Source organism: Fodinicola feengrottensis (assembly GCF_010993775.1).
Classification (GTDB): domain Bacteria; phylum Actinomycetota; class Actinomycetes; order Mycobacteriales; family HKI-0501; genus Fodinicola; species Fodinicola feengrottensis.
In genome coordinates this window covers 88,805-104,527 of sequence record NZ_WOTO01000022.1, presented here as the reverse complement: position 1 = coordinate 104,527, position 15,723 = coordinate 88,805, and the positions used below count along the sequence as shown (strand labels likewise).

13 protein-coding genes and 5 pseudogenes are annotated in these 15,723 nt (G+C 66.9%); 13 read left to right on the top strand and 5 right to left on the bottom strand.

Annotated features, from left to right (window positions below):
* Nucleotides 1-75 precede the first annotated feature (75 nt).
* The 3 genes from GNX96_RS21185 (at nt 76) to GNX96_RS53825 (ending at nt 2,028) form a co-directional block, all read left to right on the top strand.
* Nucleotides 76-1,029: an MFS transporter gene (locus GNX96_RS21185; RefSeq protein WP_279581031.1), complete on the top strand. Its 954-nt coding sequence runs from the start codon at nt 76-78 to the stop codon at nt 1,027-1,029.
* A 170-nt stretch (nt 1,030-1,199) separates the two neighbouring features.
* Complete coding sequence (locus tag GNX96_RS21180; protein ID WP_279581030.1) at nt 1,200-1,853, top strand: MFS transporter; 654 nt, start codon at nt 1,200-1,202, stop codon at nt 1,851-1,853.
* Nucleotides 1,854-1,866: 13 nt separating this feature from the next.
* Nucleotides 1,867-2,028 carry a hypothetical protein gene (locus GNX96_RS53825; protein WP_279581029.1) on the top strand — a complete coding sequence of 54 codons (162 nt, stop codon included), beginning with the start codon at nt 1,867-1,869 and terminating at the stop codon, nt 2,026-2,028.
* 18 nt (nt 2,029-2,046) lie between these two features.
* Here the strand turns inward: GNX96_RS53825 and GNX96_RS21175 are convergent, their stop codons facing one another.
* On the bottom strand, nt 2,047-2,535 hold the full coding sequence (locus GNX96_RS21175; protein ID WP_279581045.1) for a GntR family transcriptional regulator: 489 nt from the start codon (nt 2,533-2,535) through the stop codon (nt 2,047-2,049).
* Between GNX96_RS21175 and GNX96_RS53820 the strand changes: the two genes are divergently transcribed.
* The 7 genes and pseudogenes from GNX96_RS53820 (at nt 2,482) to GNX96_RS21150 (ending at nt 7,014) form a co-directional block, all read left to right on the top strand.
* On the top strand, nt 2,482-2,667 hold the full coding sequence (locus tag GNX96_RS53820) for a hypothetical protein (protein ID WP_279581028.1): 186 nt from the start codon (nt 2,482-2,484) through the stop codon (nt 2,665-2,667). The genes GNX96_RS21175 and GNX96_RS53820 overlap by 54 nt on opposite strands.
* Before the next feature lie 287 nt (nt 2,668-2,954).
* Nucleotides 2,955-3,047: pseudogene (locus GNX96_RS64350) on the top strand (2-dehydropantoate 2-reductase N-terminal domain-containing protein); the annotation flags it as partial.
* 46 nt (nt 3,048-3,093) lie between these two features.
* Entirely contained in the window at nt 3,094-3,963 is an 870-nt protein-coding gene (locus GNX96_RS21170; protein ID WP_279581027.1) for a 2-dehydropantoate 2-reductase, read from the top strand.
* A gap of 184 nt (nt 3,964-4,147) precedes the next feature.
* On the top strand, nt 4,148-5,293 hold the full coding sequence (locus tag GNX96_RS21165) for an ATP-binding protein (protein WP_163569400.1): 1,146 nt from the start codon (nt 4,148-4,150) through the stop codon (nt 5,291-5,293).
* Nucleotides 5,236-5,973, top strand: coding sequence for a tetratricopeptide repeat protein (locus GNX96_RS21160; RefSeq protein ID WP_279581026.1), 738 nt, complete (start codon nt 5,236-5,238; stop codon nt 5,971-5,973). Before GNX96_RS21165 ends, GNX96_RS21160 begins: the two co-directional genes overlap by 58 nt.
* Before the next feature lie 36 nt (nt 5,974-6,009).
* Nucleotides 6,010-6,606 carry a helix-turn-helix transcriptional regulator gene (locus GNX96_RS21155; protein ID WP_163569398.1) on the top strand — a complete coding sequence of 199 codons (597 nt, stop codon included), beginning with the start codon at nt 6,010-6,012 and terminating at the stop codon, nt 6,604-6,606.
* Between the two features lie 108 nt (nt 6,607-6,714).
* The gene (locus GNX96_RS21150) at nt 6,715-7,014 is read left to right on the top strand and encodes a hypothetical protein (RefSeq protein ID WP_163569397.1); all 300 of its coding nucleotides are present in this window, start codon (nt 6,715-6,717) and stop codon (nt 7,012-7,014) included.
* On the opposite strand, the gene GNX96_RS21145 is transcribed toward GNX96_RS21150, so the two are convergent.
* The 4 genes and pseudogenes from GNX96_RS21145 to GNX96_RS21135 all read right to left on the bottom strand — a co-directional run bounded on the left by GNX96_RS21145 (nt 7,011) and on the right by GNX96_RS21135 (nt 12,042).
* The gene (locus GNX96_RS21145) at nt 7,011-8,030 is read right to left on the bottom strand and encodes an amidase (RefSeq protein WP_279581044.1); all 1,020 of its coding nucleotides are present in this window, start codon (nt 8,028-8,030) and stop codon (nt 7,011-7,013) included. The genes GNX96_RS21150 and GNX96_RS21145 overlap by 4 nt on opposite strands.
* Nucleotides 8,031-8,130: 100 nt before the next feature.
* Nucleotides 8,131-8,406: pseudogene (locus GNX96_RS53815) on the bottom strand (amidase family protein); the annotation flags it as partial.
* A 70-nt stretch (nt 8,407-8,476) separates the two neighbouring features.
* Nucleotides 8,477-9,313: an oxidoreductase gene (locus tag GNX96_RS21140; RefSeq protein WP_313885731.1), complete on the bottom strand. Its 837-nt coding sequence runs from the start codon at nt 9,311-9,313 to the stop codon at nt 8,477-8,479.
* A gap of 168 nt (nt 9,314-9,481) precedes the next feature.
* Nucleotides 9,482-12,042: pseudogene (locus GNX96_RS21135) on the bottom strand (bifunctional FO biosynthesis protein CofGH).
* A 189-nt stretch (nt 12,043-12,231) separates the two neighbouring features.
* Between GNX96_RS21135 and GNX96_RS67295 the strand changes: the two are divergent.
* The 3 genes and pseudogenes from GNX96_RS67295 to GNX96_RS64345 form a co-directional block, all read left to right on the top strand.
* Nucleotides 12,232-13,881, top strand: a pseudogene (locus GNX96_RS67295) (IS1634 family transposase).
* A gap of 52 nt (nt 13,882-13,933) precedes the next feature.
* On the top strand, nt 13,934-14,671 hold the full coding sequence (locus tag GNX96_RS21125) for a hypothetical protein (protein WP_163569396.1): 738 nt from the start codon (nt 13,934-13,936) through the stop codon (nt 14,669-14,671).
* Nucleotides 14,644-15,690, top strand: a pseudogene (locus GNX96_RS64345) (glycoside hydrolase domain-containing protein); the annotation flags it as partial. The gene GNX96_RS21125 and the pseudogene GNX96_RS64345, both read left to right, overlap by 28 nt.
* Between the last annotated feature and the right edge of the window lie 33 nt (nt 15,691-15,723).

Here is a 15,723-nt window from a genome sequence, read left to right as displayed (position 1 = left end):
GGTGGTGGCGTTTGTCGGCTATTCGGTGCTCGGCGGCACCGGCGCCGGACTCGTCTACGCCACCTGCATCAACATGTGGGCAAGTGGTTCCCGGAAAAGCGCGGTGCTCGGACCGGATTCGTCAACGGCGGATTCGCGTACGGTGCGGTGCCCCTCATTTACATTTTCAGCTATTTCTTCACACCGGGAAACTTCTCCATCGTGCTCAACCTGGTCGGCGCCTACATGCTGGTGGCGGTCCTGCTCTGCGGCGTCTTCTTCATGGATCCCCCGAAGAACTGGTGGCCGAGCGAGATCGACCCGGTGCGCTGGGCGAACGATCGCAAGGCGAACACCAGGCTTGCCAAAAACCCGCCCGCGGTCAAACAGTTCTCGCCCATGCAGGCGATTCGTACGGGCATGCTGCCGTTGATGTGGTTGTGCCTGGTCATCATTGGTGGCGTCTCGCTTTTCGGGATCAACTTCGAGGTGCCGTTCGCCAAGGTCAGCGGCTTCGGTCCCTTCGTGGTGGCGTCCGCGGCCGGCATCCTGTCGGTCGTCAACGGCACCGGTCGGGCCCTGGTCGGCTGGCTGTCCGACCGGCTTGGCCGCAAGCAAACCCTCACCCTGGTGCTGCTGGTGGCGGCCGCCGCACAGTTCGGCGTGCTGTGGTCCGGCAACATTCACAACCTGTGGCTGTTCATGTTCTTCGCTTTTGTCACTGGCTTTGGCGGCGGCGCTTTCTATCCCCTTTTCGCCGCTCTGGTGCCAGATTACTTTGGCGAGAACAACAACGCCACAAACTATGGCCTAGTTTACAGTGCGAAGCTTTTCGGCGGGATCGGCGGCGGTGGAATCGCCGCCGGGATCATCGTGGTCTGGGGCTACACCGGCGCCTATCTGTTGGCTGGTGGTATCGCGATCCTGGCCGCGGTCCTCACGCTTTTCCTTCGACAACCAGGACATACGTCAGGGAGCAACCCCTCATCCCCGGCCGGCCCGGCGGTCGACGCGATGACCGCACCCCGTTCCGGCAGCGCAACGGGCTGAGTCTTCTTACCCGTACCAAAGAAATGTTTCACCCGCCCCTCGCCAAGGACGGCACTGTCCGTCCTTGGCGTCGACTCATCGCCCGACGGTGACCGGGTTCTCCCGGCCCGGTCACCAGCTCCGCCGGGCGGCAACCGGCGGTGCACAGCAATTGCTGGAAAGAGACAAGCATGAGCGTAACAACGAATGGTTTCACTGAGGTTAAAGATCAGAACGGCCGGGTGTATCGCATGGGTGAGACACCTCACGATATTATGGGCCGGCCGCGTTGGTTGATGGTTTTGTTGCCCTGGATCGGCATGCTCGGCATCAGCGTCTGGCGAATACGCTTTCGGGGCGGCCGAGGAAACTCTGCACGAAGCACACGGCTGGTCTTCGGTCCACATCTTCTGGCTGCTGGGCGTCTGGGTGTTCTTCCAGGCCGCGGTGCTGCCGATGATGTGGCTGTGCTTGTTGATGACCTCCGGAATCAACATTTTCGGCATCGCCTTCCAGGTGCCGTTTGGCAAGGAAATGGGCTTCGCGGCCGCCATCGCGGCTACTGCGCGGCGCTGAAATCAATCGTCAACGGCACCGGCCGCGGTGTTATCGGTTGGATTTCCGACAAGTACGGCCGGCGGCAGACCCTGGTGTTGGTGTGCATCGTGCTGGGGCTGGCGCAGTTCGGCGTGTTGGCGACCGGGCTCATGCAGAACCTGGCGCTCTTCCTGCTCTGCTCGATGATCTCGGGCTTTGGTGGCGGCGCCATCTTTCCGCTCTTCGCGGCCATGACGGCCGACTATTTCGGGGAGAACAACAATGCCAGCAATTACGGCATGGTCTAACAGCGGGAAAGTGGTGAGCGGCCTGTTCGGCTCCGGTGTGGGTGCCCTGGTGGTGGCGTCCTGGGGTTATTCGGGAGCGTTCGTGCTGGCTGGCTCGATTGGTCTGATGGCTGCCGGGCTGGCCTTCATGTTGCGCCAGCCAGGCCGAAAAAACTCGTACGACCGCAACCGGTAGCCCAGGAGGTGTCCTGATTTACTGAGCGGCCGCCCGCTGCTCGTGGTAGGCCTGCCGGGTCCGCTCGGCGTGCTGGTGCATGGTTTTGCTGGCCAGCTCGGCGTTGCCGGCCGCGATGGCCTTGATCAGGTCGGCGTGTTCGGTCCAGGCATCCTTGCCGCGAGGGCGAGCGATCGGGGTGTAATACCAGCGGACCCGGCGGTCCACCATCGCGATCATCTCGGCCAGCACCTTGTTCCCGGACAGGTTCGTGATGCAGGTGTGCAGGTTGGCGTTGGCGACCACCAGGCCCTCGGTGTCCGCCGATGCCAGCGCCTCGATGCCGATCTGCTGCAGCTCCCACAGGCGCTGCACGTCCTCGGCGGTGGCCCGGCCGGCGGCCAGCTGGGCGGAATGCGTCTCCAACACGACGCGTACGCCCAACAACTGGTCGGCCTCCTCGTCGGTGGGGGTGTGCACGAAGGCGCCCTGCGCCGGCCGGAGGTCGACCCAGCCCTCGGTCTGCAGTCGCTGCAGGGCTTCTCGTACGGGCTGGCGGCTGACCCCAAATACTCCGCGAGTTCCAGCTCGACGAGGTGCTGGCCGGGTTTGAGGGTCTGGTTCACGATGAGCTCGATCAGCGCGTCGTACACGGCCTGACGCAGCGGCGCCGGCCGCTCGACCCGGCGGGTGGCCCCCTCGCCCAGCAGACGGGGGCGGCCCGGCGGGCGTCCCTTGGAGCCCGGAATGCCGGCGGCGGGTTGCGTCATCGGAACCTTCTCTTCCTCAGTGCTCTGGGCAAAAGCCAAGCTCTCCGAGGATACAGGTTTTGGTATGCAAAAGACATTGGCGGGCGGGGAGTCCTGCCGAGTAAGGAACATTTTACCCGCTAACCCTTGACGGCATTCTGTAGATCGTATGCAATCTTACTTTGGCCGCCATACCGAATGGGGTATGACATGAAAGTCGCAGTCCTTGGCGCCGGTGCGATTGGCGCGTACGTTGGCGCCGCCTTGCACCGAGCTGGCGTCGAAGTCCACCTGATCGCCCGCGGGCCGCACACTGGTCGCTCTTCAGGACCACGGTGTGTACGTCAAAAGCCCGCGCGGCGACTTCCACGCACACCCGTACGCGACCGCCAACCCGGCCGACGTCGGACCGGTCGACTACGTGTTCCTCGGCCTCAAGGCGCACTCGTACGCCGGCGCCGGCAAGCTGCTCGCGCCGCTGCTAGGCCCGCGGACGGCCGTGGTGGCCGCCCAGAACGGGATCCCGTGGTGGTATTTCCACGGGCTCAAGGGGCATCCGCTGGAAAAGCATCGCATCGAGGCAGTTGATCCTGGCGGTGCGACCAGCGCCGTTTTGCCGACCTGGCGGGCGATTGGTTGCGTGGTCTACTGCTCGACCGAAATCCAGGCGCCGGGGGTGATCCGGCATCTGGAGGGCACCCGGTTCTCGATTGGCGAGCCGGATGGCAGCATTTCCACCCGCTGCCTGGAATTCAGTGACGCGATGGTGGCCGGCGGGCTCAAATGTCCGGTCGAACCGAATCTGCGGGACGATATTTGGGTCAAACTGATGGGAAACGTCGCTTTCAACCCGCTCAGTGCGCTCACCCGGGCGACCATGGCCGAGATTTGCGCTCACGAGCACACCCGCGATCTGGTAGCCCGGATGATGGCCGAAACCGTCGCCGTCGCGAGGGCCGCTGGCAGCAATCCGCAGGTGTCGATCGATCGGCGGCTGGCCGGTGCGGAAAAGGTCGGGCATCACAAGACTTCGATGCTGCAGGACCTGGAAGCCGGGAAGGTGTTGGAAACCGACGCGATTATCAGCGCTGTCGTGGAAATCGCCGAGCTGACCGGGGTAGCCGCGCCCACCCTGCGTAACGTCAACGCGGCGATCACCCTGCTCGCCCGCAAAGTGGTCCCGCCCCCGATGGCCGCGGCCGGATAGCCGCTTTGCCGCCGAATGTAACGAAACGGTCCGCCCTTTCGTTACATTCGGCTGAGGCGGGCCGGGAGTGTGCGGCCTACGCTCTCGGGTGTGACTCTGGTTGAGCGTGACGTGCTCGTCGAGCGGCTGGGCGCGGTGAGCGCGGCCGCTCGGCGTGGCGCTGGTTCGCTCGTCGCGGTCGCCGGTGAGGCGGGGGGGGGTCGGGAAGACCTCGCTCGTACGGGAGTTCTTCGGCTCCGAACAGGCGGTTTGGGGCTTCTGTGAGCCACTCTCGACGCCGCGTCCGCTCGGGCCGTTCCAGGACATCGCACGGCAGATCTGGCCGGCGGAGCAGGATTTCGACGTCGACGACATGCGGGAGCGGCTGCTCGCGTGGGTACGTCGTACGCCGACTCCGCTGGTGGTCGAAGATGCCCACTGGATCGACGACGCGAGCGCTGACGTCCTGCGGTTCATCGGCCGGCGCATCGACACGTCCGCGGGGTTGTTGGTGGTGACCTACCGTGACGAGGTGGACGGTGACCATCCGCTGCGCAGGGTGCTCGGTGACCTGGCCAGCGCGGCCGGCGTCACCCGCGTCACGGTCCCGCCGCTGACCAGGGCCGGCGTCGCGGAAATGGTCTCCGAGACCGAAATCGACGCGGCCGAGGCGTACCGACTGACCAACGGAAATGCCTTCCTGGTGAGCCAGTTGCTGCTCGCGCCGGACGGTCGGGTGGCGGCATCGACACGCGATGCCGTGGCGGCCCGGGTGGCCCGCCTGTCACCTTCCGCACGCGGTGTCGTAGAGCTGCTGTCGGTGATCGCCGGGCGAGTCGGCGCGGAGTTGCTCGGCGCGGACTGGTCGCGGCTCGACGAACCGGTGGTGGCCGGGCTGCTGCGGGTGGACGGCGCGGTCGTGGAGTTCCGGCACGAGCTGGTACGGCTCGCTGTCGAGCAGGCGCTGACGCCCGGACAGCGCCAGGACCTGCACGCGGACGTCGTACGCCGAATGGTCGCGCAGGGCGACATAGCTCCGGCCACGATCGCGTACCACGCCCGGCACGCGCACGAGCTGGAGCTGGCCTTCACCAGCCAGCGGGCGGCGGCCGAGCGGGCGGTCGCGCTGGGCTGGGCGCGCACCGCGAGGCCGCCGAGCACTATCACCAGGCGGCAGCGGACGGAGCTGGCCTGGCTTCCCAGACCGAGCTGGCGCGGCTGTGGTTGGCGGCCTCCCAGGAGGCGTACCTGGTCGGCCGTGACGAACAGGCGTTGGCGACTGCGCAGCGGGCGGTGGAACTGTGCCCGCTGCAGGAGCCGTTGCTGCGTGGCGAGGCGTTGTGGTGGCTGAGCCGGGTGACGCCTGCGGACGCCGAGTCCCACCGGCTCGCGCTGGCCGCTGTCGAGATCCTGGAGCCGCTCGGACCGTCACCGGACCTGGCCGCCGCGCTGGCCCATCTGGGCACCAACCGGATGCTGGCGCGGGACCTGACGGCCGGCATCGCGCTGTCCCGGCAGGCGGTCGACCTCGCGTCCGAGGTCGGCGACCAGGCAAGCCTGACCTGTGCTTTGCAGGCATTGGGCAGCGGGTTGACGATCACCGGACAGGACCCCAGCTGCGCGCACCTGTGGCGTGCCGTGCAGGTGGCCAAGGAGGCCGGGCTGGACGGAGAGCTCGGTCGCGCCTACGCGAACCTCATCTCGGCGGCCGGCGAGGCGAGGCTGTACGACGCAAGCATGGCGGCCATACCTGAGGCGCTCGACTTCTACGTGGCTCGTGACCTGGACGGACACGCCAGCTACGCGCACTCCTGGTATGCCCGCTGCCTGTTCGAACAGGGCCGCTGGTCGGAGGCGGCGAGATGGGTCACCGAGGCGTTGGCCCGGCTGGTCGAGCCGCGCGCGATCACCGGGATCGTCGCCTGGAGCATCCAGGGCCGACTCCGGGCCCGGCGCGCGATCCGCAGGTGTGGGAACCGCTGGACGAGGCAAAACGGATCGCGGACATCAGCGGATCGCTGCAGCGGCTGACGCCGGTGATGGCGGCGCGGGCGGAGGCGCGCTGGCTTGCCGGCGTACGAGACGACGGCGCCTCGGGTCTGCGGCAGGCGTACGAGCTGGCGGTGGAACGCTCGAAACGCGTGGTCGATCGGCGAGCTCGGGCTGTGGATGTGGCGGCACCAACTGATCGACGCGGTGCCGGCCGCCGCCGCTGAGCCGTACCGGCTGCAGGTCGACGCCGACCCGGTCGGGGCGGGCCGGGCTTGGACGGAGCTCGGCTGTCCGTACGAGGCGGCCGACGCCTGGTGCGACTCGGACGATGCCGTCGTCGTGCGGGACGCGCTCGATCGCTTCACCGAGTTGGGTGCCCGGCCCGGCCGGCTGCGAGCCGCGCGCAAGCTGCGGGAACTGGGGGTGCGGTCGATCCCCCGTGGCCCGCGGGTCAGCACGGCGGCCACGCCGGACGGTCTCACCGCCCGCGAACAGGAAGTGCGGACGTGGATCGTGGCTGGCCACACCGACGCTGAGATCGCGGCCGGGCTCCATCTCTCGATCAGAACGGTGGGCCATCACGTTTCCGCTGTGCTGCGCAAGACCGGGGCACGGTCCCGGCGAGAGCTGCGGCGGCGTACGACTAAAGATAGGGAACCACTCCCCATGTGAGCGTCGGTCCACACTGCCATCGTTGTCCACACATCGTCCCGATGTTCTTTCTGTGGCAACGAAAATGGAGTTGATTCCGATGTGCTCTGGCTACCGTGTGTCGCTCGGATGAGCCAGGAGTTCGCCGAGCTGATTGGCGCGCGACGCTGGCAGGAAGCCGAGTTTCTCTTCAAGCGGTACGGATATCAGCTCGCTTGGTGGGAGGATCCGGGCGGCGAGTTCTACGAGAGTTGGGCGGACTCGGTGGTCGACACCGCGCCGGCCCGGGCTCTCGAGCTCTATACGAAGTCGTTGGACCACCGCTGTCTCTTTGCGTCCTGGGTCACCGCTGGTGGCGACGGCCCGGCCCGTACGGCCGCAGCCGATGCCGTACGAGCGAAGATCCTGCGTCTCGCTGTACGCCTTTAAAGCGGAGGCCGGCGAGAAGCCCAGGGAGCGGCTTGTTCCAGTTGCGACGCGACCCGCAAGAGCAGGTCTTCGCGGCCGTACGCGGCGACGAACTGGACGCCGATCGGGAGGCCGTCGGGCGTCCAATGCAGCGGCAGGCTGATCGCTGGCTGGCCGGTGGTGTTGAAGGGCGGGGTGAAGGGCACGTACTTCCCGGCGGTCATCAGCGGGGCGATCGGGTTGGCCGGGTCGTGGGCGAAAGTGCCGATCGGGGGCGGCGGCGCGGCCATGGTTGGGGTGACCAGCAGGTCGAAGCCGTCCGCCCACCACTGATACACCGCCCGGCGGAACAGGCCGTTCATCGCCAGCCCCTGCGCGTAGTCGACCGCGCTGTGCTGACGGGCACTGGCGGCAAGGGCCCAGTTGAGCGGCTCGACCTCGTCCTCGGTGAGCTCGCGGCCGAGCGTTTCGGCCGCACGAGCGAGGTTGACGGCCATATTGGTGCCCCACATGACCGCGAAGAACTCGCGAAACTTCGGGTCTATAAGTGCGGACGGGAAGCTGTCCTCGACGTGGTGGCCGAGGGATTCCAGCAACGCTCCGGCGTTCTTCGCGGCGGTCAGGTTCTCGGCTTGGGCGAGCGGATGCTGGGTGACCACGCCGATGCGCAGTGAGCCCGGATCGGCGCCCACCTCCTGCGCGTACGGGCGGATCGGTGGCGCGGCGATGACCGTGTCGCCGACACCCGGGCCGCGGACGGCGTCCAGCAGGCCGGCGGTGTCCCGGACCGTACGGCTGACGCCGAGGTCGACGCCAAGGTTGCTCTCGTCCCGGTTCGGGCCCATCGTGATGCGGCCCTGTGACGGCTTCAGGCCCACCAGACCGCAGGAAGAGGACGGAATCCGGATCGAGCCGCCGCCGTCGCTGGCATGCGCGATCGGCACCATGCCGGCGGCCACCGCGGCGGCCGACCCGCCGCTGGAGCCGCCGGCCGAGCGGTCGGTGTTCCACGGATTGCGGGTCGGCCCCCAGGCCAGCGGCTCGGTGGTCGGCAGGCTGCCGAACTCGCTGCTGTTGGGTCCGGCCCAGGGTGGCCAGGCCTGCGGCCCGAAACCGGGACACCAGCGTGGTGTCCACAGTGGACCGGATGGCGGCTTCTTTCAAAGCCCTGTTGCCATTGCTCAGTGGCTGGCCGGCGTACGCGGCGAACAGGTCCTTGAGCAGGAACGGCACCCCGCGGAACGGGCCGGCGGGCAGGTCGTCGGCGGTCGACCGGGCCTCGTCGAACCAGTGGACCACGACCGCGTTGAGGGCCGGGTTGAGCGCCTCGATCCGCTCGATCGCGGCTTCCACCAGCTCGCTCGGTTTCACCTGACCGGAGCGGACCAGCTCGGCCTGGTCGGTGGCGTCCATCCAACGGGTGTCGTCCGCGAGCGAGGTCATGCCGCCGTTTCTAGCACAGGCCAAAGTCAGGGGTCAGGGGTCAGGCGAAGGCGTTGACGCCGGTGAGGTCCGCGGACAGAGTCCAGAGCCGGGCGGCCTGCGCTGGGTCGGTGGCCCAGTCAAGGACGCCACCGGTGAAGTTCTCCGTGGTGACCGCGCGTTCGGCGATGTCGCAGTTCTCGCAGTAGACGCCGCCCATGCCGGCCAGCTGCGGCGAGGTCGCCGCCCACACCTGGGTCGCGGCGCCCTCCTCGGGCGTCTTGACGTTCGGGATGGTGGGGTTGCCGTTTTCGTCGACCCAGCCAATCGCGACCATCTCGGCAGGGTCCATGTGCCGTTGCAGCGGCGTCATGATGCCGCCCGGATGCAGCGCGAAGGCGCGTACGCCGGCGTCCTTGGCGAGCGTGTCCAGGTGCACGGCGAACAGCACGTTGGCGGTCTTGGCCTGCCCGTACGCGGCCCACTTGTCATAGCCACTCTCGAAATTCAGGTCGTCCCAGCGGATCGGGGAGCGGCGGTGGCCGGCTGACGAGACGGAGACGACTCGGCCGTGGCCAGCGGCGATCGCCGGCCACAGCCGGTTGATCAGCGCGAAGTGGCCGAGGTGGTTGGTGGCGAAAGTGGACTCCCAGCCAGGCCCGAGGCGGGTCTCGGGCGGGGCCATAATCCCGGCGTTGTTGATGATCATGTCGATGGCGCGGCCGGAGGCCAGGAACCGCTCGGCGAAGGTGCGAACGCTGGTCAGGTCACCCAGGTCGAGCGCCTCGGTCTCGACGTTCTCGATGTCCTTCAAGGCCTCCTGGGCGACCTCGGGCCGCCTGGCTGGTACGACGACGTGTGCGCCCGCGCCGGCGAGCGCGCGCGCGTCGTCTCCCATCCCAGGCCCGAGTATCCGCCGGTCACGACCGCGAGTTTGCCGCTCAGGTCAATGCCCTTGAGGACCTCGACGGCGGTGCTGCGTGCTCCGAAACCGGAGCCGATCTGGTGCTGCGATGTGGTCATATCTTGAACGTACGACTTGGAGCGCGCTCCAAGTCAAGCTTCGCTAGCCGACGATCGGCAGCGGCTGGCGGACGGCGCTGGCCACCCCGTCACTGGCCCGGCCCGCCGCGATGCGCTCGACGGACGGCCGGCCGTACGACGTGGTCCGCTGCACCAGCGGCCGGCCGATCGGCTCGACCAGGTCTTCCAGCTCGCTGATCGTTTTGTACGAGCCGTTTGACGCGCCGGCCATCCGGCTGATGGTTTCCTCCATCAGCGTGCCGCCGAGATCGTTGACCCCGCCCCGCAAAACCGCGCGGCAGGCGTCCGGGCCGAGTTTCACCCACGAGCACTGGATGTTGTCGATCATGCCGTGCAGCAGCAGCCGCGCCATCGCGTGGACGGCTCGGTTGTCCCTCGCGGTGTTGCCGGCGCGGGCCAGGCCGGCCAGGTAAATGGGCGAGCTCTGGTGGATGAACGGCAGCAGCACGAACTCGCTGAAGCCGCGCCGGCCGTTCTTTTCCAGGCCCTGGCGCTGCAACTCGGCCAACAGCTTGAGGTGTGCCACCCAGTGCTGGGCAGTGTCGACATGCCCGTACATCATCGTTGACGTGGTCGGGATGCCGAGCTTGTGGGCGGTGGTGACGACCTCGATCCCGCTGGAGGTCGGCAACTTTCCCTTGGTCAGCACCCATCGCACGTCGTCGTCGAGAATTTCCGCGGCCGTACCCGGAAGTGAGTCGACACCCGCGTCGTGCGCGCGGCTCAGCCAGTCCTGGATGGACAGGTTCGTACGACTGGCGCCGTTGACGACCTCCATCGGGCTGAAGGAGTGCAGGTGGATGTCCGGCTGACGGCGTTTTACCTCGGCGGCCAAGTCAAAGTACGCGGTGCCGGGTAGGTCCGGGTGAATGCCGCCCTGCATGCAGATTTCCGTTGCGCCGGCTTCCCATGCCTGGTCGACCCGGTCGCCGACCTGTGACAGCGACAGTGTGTACGCGTCGGCATCGGTTTTGCGCTGGGCAAAAGCGCAGAACCGGCAGCCGGTGTAGCAGACGTTGGTGAAGTTGATGTTGCGAGTGACCACAAAAGTCACGTCGTCGCCAACCGTGTCGCGTCTTAACCCGTCAGCCAGGTTGGTCAGCGCGTCGAGATCGGCGCCGTCCGAGTTAAGCAGCGCCAAAGCCTCGTCGTCGGTGATGCCCGCCGGGTCTTTTTCGGCGTGCCTGAGCGCGGCCAGCACGTCCGAGTCGGACCGGGCCGGCGCGCTCTTGATCCGGCCCTTGATCTCGTTCCAGTCGCCGTAAACGGAGTCGAAGTCGCTGCGCCGGTCACCCGTACGCCCAGTCGTGTCGACCTCGACGTGCAGGTCCGTACGACCCGACTCCTGCCAGCCACCGTCGGGCTCCTGCCACGGAATTCCCTTGGGCATCGCGTCTTCGCGAGCCAGGCCGGTCTCCGGCTCGGCGAGCGCCGCGATGTGCGCGTTGAGTCGCGGATCCAACCAAGGCTCGCCGATTTTCACGTATTCCGGGTAAACCGGCAGTCGCTCGCGGAGCTGGAAGCCGGCGGCCTTGGTACGGCTGGAAAGCTCGTCGATCTGCGGCCAGGCCCGCTCCGGGTTGACGTGGTCCGGCGTGACCGGCGAGACCCACCCCAGTCGTCGATGCCGGCGTTGATCATCAGCTCGTACTCGCCGCCGATCAGGTTCGGCGGCGCCTGAATGCGCATGCTGGGGCCGAGAACGAGCCGCGACACCGCGATGGTCGCGGCCAGTTCCTCCAGGTTGGCGTCCGGGGTGGCCCGCATTTTGGTGCTGGGCTTGGCCCGGAAGTTCTGCACGATGATTTCCTGGATGTTGCCGTATGTCCTTGACACCTTACGGATTGCGAAAAGCGAGTCGGCGCGCTCCGCGTACGTTTCCCCGATGCCGATCAGGATGCCGGTGGTGAACGGCACGGACGTACGCCCGGCGTCCTCGAGAACCTGCAAGCGTACGGCCGGATCCTTGTCCGGCGAGCCGTAGTGCGGGCCGCCTTTTTCGGTGAACAGCCGGGTGGCGGTGGTTTCCAGCATCATGCCCATCGACGCGGCGACCGGCTTGAGACGCTGGAAATCCTGCCAGTGCAGGACACCCGGGTTCAGGTGCGGCAGCAGGCCGGTTTCCTCCAGCACGCGGATGGACATCGCTCGTACGTACGAAAGCGTGTCGTCATAGCCATGTGCGTCGAGCCATTCGCGGGCCACATCCCAGCGGTCTTCCGGCCGGTCGCCGAGCGTGAAAAGGGCTTCCTTGCAGCCCATTTCCGCGCCTTTTCGAGCGATGTCGAGAACTTCGTCGGGGGTCAGATAAGGTTGTTCGCCGTTCTTGCGCAGCTGGTGCGGGACGGTGACGAAAGTGCAGTAGCCGCAGCGGTCCCGGCACAGTTTGGTGAGTGGGATGAAAACACTTTGGCTGTACGTGATGATGCCCGGCCGGCCGGCCGCGGCCAAGCCCGCGTCCCGTACCCGCGAGGCGTGCTCGGAAAGGGTTTCCAGATCGGTGCCGCGGGCCTGCAGCAGCACGGTCGCCTCGTCCACGTCCAACGCCTTCGCGTCGCGAGCGCGGGCGAGGGCGCGGCGCATTGCCGACGCCGTCGGGGGGAGCCGAAGCTGAAGCGGAGTCCATGCGTCGAACGCTAGGACCGGCCCGCCGGCCTTCTCCAGTTCGGATTCGTACCAGGCTGGGATGCCCGTACGGGCACCTGCTGTTCTGGCTGGTCGCCGCCTTGATCCGGGTTGCCTTTCCGGCCGCCGGGTTGTATTACCTAAAGAATGGCGTCGGTGATTGGCAAGCGGCAGAACGGCCGGACGTACTACTACCTGGCTGAGTCCGCGCGAGTGAACGGCCAGCCGCGGATCGTCTCGCAGCGCTATCTGGGCAGCGCCGAGGACATCGCGGCCGCGCTGGCCGGCGAGGGTGGCGTGCCGGCGCGGTCGCGGCACCTGGCCTTCGGTGAGGTGGCCGCGGTCTGGGCCACCCTGGAGCGGCTGAAGGTGGCCGAGTTGGTCGACCGGATCGCCGGCACCCGGTCCGCGAAGGTGCCGATCGGCACGTACGTCGCGGTCGCCGTTCTGCACCGGATCACCGGCCCGGGGGTGGAATGGGGGCAGTGGTGGGCTTCGACCGCCGCGCCCCGATTCGTCCGGCCGCGGCTGCCAGCGTCCACCTGGGACAGTGTGCGGCTCTGGCAGCGGTTGGACCGGCTGACCGTTGGGCAGTTGGAGCAGATCGAGGCCGGGCTATGTGCGACGGTAAGGGAAATCTCCGGTGCCGGACCAGCTCTGGCCGTGGATGTCCCGAGTTTCGCGACCTTTGTGGCCTCCGTCGACCCGCTGGCGGCCGGTCGGTCGGATGCCACGCTGGCCGGACTCGGATTGGTGGTCACCGGCGACGGTGCTATTCCGCTGGTGTCCCGGGCGTACCGGCGCGATGTCCCGGTGGTGGCGTCTTTTGGCGTACTAGCTGAGCAACTCGGTGCGAGGCACCACCGGCTGACGGGTGCCGACGATGTGACGCTGGTTTTCGACACCGGCCAGCATTCCCAACTGAACCTCGCGTCCGGCCCGCATTTCGTCGGCGCGCTGCCGCCGGGAGACCATCCCGAGCTGCTGTCCCGGCCAGCGACCGCTCGCCGCACGGTGGACCCGCATCGATTTCCCGGGCTGACCGCGTTGGACACCCGAGCCACGGTTTTCGGCGTCGGCAGGCGGGTGATTCTCACCCACTCGGCGACTCTGCACGCGGCGCAGGCCCGCGGGCTCGCGCAGGCACACTGAGTACGGCCACCCGGCAACTGGACGGGTTGGCGGCCGGGCTGGCCGCCGGCACGTACCGGCAGTCCCGCGACGAGGTGCTGAGCGAGGTCGCCCGGATCACCCGGGCGTCCCGGATCGACCGGGTGCTCTCGACCCGGCTCACCGGCACGCCACCTTCGGGAATGCGGTTGGAATGGCGGGTGGACGAGGGCGCTCGCGCCCGGCTGGCCCAGGAGGTTTTCGGTAAGCAACTTCTGGTCACTGATCACGACGATTGGTCGGTGGCCGATGTTGTCACCGCCTACCGGGCGCGTTATCACCTGGACTCGACTTTCCGGCAACTGAGCGAACGAACCGTATGTCGCCGGGCCGGCGGCCGGCGGCTCGCGGTGGTATTGGACAGATCATCGAATAGCCGTTTATGGGCTCGTTTGTGTCATTGCGGCCACGGTGACCCATCTGATGCGGCGGGAGGCCGACCGGGCCGGGCTGGACCTTTCGGTGCGGGAACTGCTGGAGCACCTGTCCGGAATTCAGGAGACAATGTTGCGCTATCCGTCCACCGGCGGCCGGCCACGGACCCGCCGGGTGCTCACCGACCGCGATCCTCACCAGCAGCGGCTTTTTGACCTTTTCGGACTTTTGTCATATGAACCGAAAGGTTGATAGCTGCTCTTGAAAGGTGAGTTCGCGCCAGTTGTGACCGCAAACTCGCCGGATGGCCGGTGCCTCTTGTGCGCGCCGGCTTGGCTGCTCACTATGTCGGCCATGCCTGACGAGCCGGTTTTTCCCGCTGTTACTGGTCACCCGGTCGATCGTCGTTCGGTGCTGCGGGCCGCCGCAGCAAACCGTAGCGGCGGTCGGCGCAGCAGAGATCATTAATCCGCAGGCGGCACTCTCGGCCGAGACCGTTCGCCCGGCCGCGGCCGCGGCGGCTCCCTCGGTGTGGGTACGCGGCGCCGCCGACCGGCTCTTTCCGACCTCGGTGCCCGAGGTGACGGCCACGATTTCCTTGGGAGCGGCCAAAGGCGAGCACGAGGCCGCGCAGGTGATGGTGCGATCGTCGTCCGCCCTGTCCGGGGTGTCGCTTTCGACGACCGCGCTGACCGGGCCTGGCGGCGCCACCATCGCGGCCAGCCAGATCCAGCTTCGCCGGCAGTATCCGCACGGCAATGTCGACGCGATGGGGCAGGATCCGATCGGCACTCCGACTGACAACGAGGTCGGGCCGTCCGGTACGAACGTCTATTACGACGCCCTGCTCGACAACGCGCCGATCACGGTCGCCGCGAACACGACCCAGCCGTACCACGTCGGCGTACGAGTGCCGGCCGACCAAACTGCCGGGATCACACGGGCACGGTCACGGTTTCCTCCAGCGGTGGCAGTGTCTCGGTACCCATCAGTGTCCAGGTCTACAACGTCTCCATGCCGGCACCTACGCAGGGCACGTTGAAAATGAACAACTGGTTCACCTCGGCGGGCTGGGACTACACCGGAACCCAGCAATCCGTACCGCTGCAGTACGGATGCAGCATGTACGACGCGCGGTGGTGGACAGTGATGGCGAACTTCGCGAAAAACCACGCGCTGCACCGGAACAACGTGATCTACGCGGACTTCCAGGCGCTGCTGATCCCGAACACGACCATCGATGGTGCCGGCAACTACACCTTCGGTTGGCAGACCTTCGACCGTTTCATCCAGTTGTTCGTCGACGCGGGTGCGCTCAAGCACATCTACACGCCGACGCTTCTGGAGTGGTATAACACCAAGCCAAATCCGGGCGTGGACGATGTCGCCGTCAACGTGGAGATCCTGCAGAACGTCAACGGATCCACCCAGAAGGTGTTGGTGGCGCCGGGAAGCGCGACGGCCAACGCGTACCTGGACAAGGTGCTGCCGGCTTTGAGAGCGCACCTGGATGCCAAGGGCTGGACCGATATCTTCTACTTCAGCGCATTGGACGAACCGCGTTCGCATATTCAGACCGACGCGGCAGCCTGGCTCTACGGCAAATACGCGCAATATTTTCCGAACCCACACACGGCGGAGGCGCACTCCGCGTGGTTGCCAGCCAACGAACAGCTGATCACCACGACCGCGCCGCTCTATTCGCTCTACCATGACCTGGTCGGGCCGTACCAGAAACTTCGCCTTTCCGGCAAGGAACTCTGGCTCTACAACTGCATTTGGCCGCAGGGCCGGTATATGAACCGTTTCATGCGGTTCCACCTGGACAAGACGCGGCTGATTCCCTGGATGCTCTGGAAAATCGGGGCGACCGGCTATCTGCATTGGGGCTGGAACTACTGGGTCGACTCGAATCAGGCGGGAACCGCGTTCACCGCTTCGAACACGTTCGACGGCGAGCAGACCGGCGACAAGTGGTTGGTACGCCCGAACAAGGGCGCGTTGGACGTCTATGACAGCATTCGCAGCGAAGCGCAGCTGGACGGGATCGAGGACTACGAGCTGCTGACCGCCCTCGCGCGTACCAAACCGGCG